Annotated in this window: 1 protein-coding gene; it reads left to right on the top strand. The window is 53.2% G+C overall.

The genetic code is table 11. From position 1 onward, the window contains the following. The coding region (locus tag K331_RS30260; protein ID WP_036635617.1) for a condensation domain-containing protein at positions 1-1931 on the top strand (1931 nt) is incomplete at both ends.

Raw genomic sequence — 1931 nt, 5'->3', positions numbered from 1 at the left:
CAGCTGCTGAAGGTGGATGCTGTACAAGAAGTGGTTGTCACCGCCTATACCGCCGAGGATGGCCAAAAGCAGCTGAGCGCCTATCTGGTCGCTGATCGGCTATTGACAGCGAAGGAGCTTCGTGGGGTGCTGTCCCAGGAGCTGCCTGACTACATGATTCCGTCATACTTCGTGCAGCTGGAGCAGCTACCGCATACTCCGAACGGCAAGATTGACCGCAAAGCCTTGCCTAGTCCACAAGTCACCCGGGTGGATGCTGCACAACAGGAGCCGCCAAGGACGCCTACCCAAGCACAGCTGGCGACCATCTGGCAGGACGTGCTGGGACTTGATAACGTGGGCATCCGGGATAACTTCTTTGAGATCGGTGGTCATTCTCTGCGGGCCACCACGCTGGTAGCACGGATCTCCAGAGAGATGAGTGGACAGCTCACACTCCGAGAGGTATTCCAGTTCCCGACCATTGGGCAGCTTGCTGAGCTGCTGGAGAGCAGGAATCAGGAAGCTCATGTGTCCATACCTGTCGTAGAGAAGCGTAGCTATTATCCTGTATCCTCGGCACAGAAGCGCTTGTACGTGCTTAGCCAGCTTGAAGGCGGTGAGCTTAGCTACAATATGCCAGGCTCCATGCTGGTAGAGGGACAGCTCGATCGTGCACAGCTGGAGGAAGCCTTCCGCCAGCTCATCGCCCGGCACGAGACACTGAGAACGAGCTTCGAGATTGTCGAGGGTGAGCCTGTACAGCGTGTAAGGGATGAAGTGCCATTTATGGTGGAATACGCGCAGATCAGAGAAGACGAGACGTCAGCACACATCCGTGCGTTCATTCGTCCCTTCGATCTCCAGCAAGCTCCCCTGCTTCGGGTTGGTCTACTTGAATTGGAGCCGGAGCGCCACCTATTGCTGTTCGATATGCATCATATCGTCTCTGATGGTGCTTCGATGGACGTGCTGGTAGAGGAATTCATCCAGCTGTACGAAGGAAGTGCTCTGCCAGCGCTTCGTGTGCAGTACAAGGATTATGCCGTATGGCAGCACTCGGAGCTTCACGGTGAACGTATTGCGCAGCAGGAGGAATTCTGGCTGGATGTGTTCCGTGGAGAGCTACCTGTGCTTGATTTACCTACCGATACACCTCGGCCGTCACAGCGAAGCTTTGAAGGTAAGCAATTGGATTTCCACATTGACTCAGACCGAATGCATGGGCTGAAGCTGATCGCGGAACAGACCGGGTCCACATTGTACATGGTGCTGCTGTCTGCGTATACTACATTGCTTCATAAATATACCGGACAAGAGGATATCATTGTCGGCACATCTATCGCAGGAAGACCACATGCAGACTTGGAGCGGTTAATCGGTATGTTCGTGGGAACGCTGGCGCTTCGCAGCTATCCTTGTGGAGAGAAGTCGTTCATCGACTACGCACAAGAAATCAAAGAAACGGCTCTTCAAGCGTACGAGCACCAGGACTATCCATTCGAGGAACTCGTAGCTAAGCTGAATCTCAAGCGGGATTTGAGCCGCAACCCTCTCTTCGACACCATGCTTGTGCTTCAGAATACAGAGCGGAGTGAGCGAGAGATTGCCGGGTTGCAATTCAAGCCTTATCCACAAGAGTATATAGCAGCTAAATTCGATCTGACGCTGTATGTGGCTGAGCATGATGACAAGCTTGTATGCAGCTTCGAATATGCAAGTGCTCTATACCATCAGACTACGATAGAACGGATGGCTGGGCATCTGCTGCAGATCATTGATGCTGTTGTAAGCAATCCGCATGAGAAGCTGTCTGGTGTAGACATCGTAGCACCACAAGAGCGTACTCAACTGGTGGAGAGGTATAATGCGACAGCAGCAGCGTATCCGAAGCAGCAAGCCATTCATCAGCTGTTCGAGGAGCAGGTGCTGCGAACACCTCATCACGTGGC

The organism is Paenibacillus massiliensis subsp. panacisoli DSM 21345, from assembly GCF_000426545.1.
Lineage (GTDB): Bacteria > Bacillota > Bacilli > Paenibacillales > Paenibacillaceae > Paenibacillus > Paenibacillus panacisoli.
The sequence above is the reverse complement of the archived record's forward strand: the minus strand, read 5'-3'. Positions and strand labels throughout refer to the sequence as shown.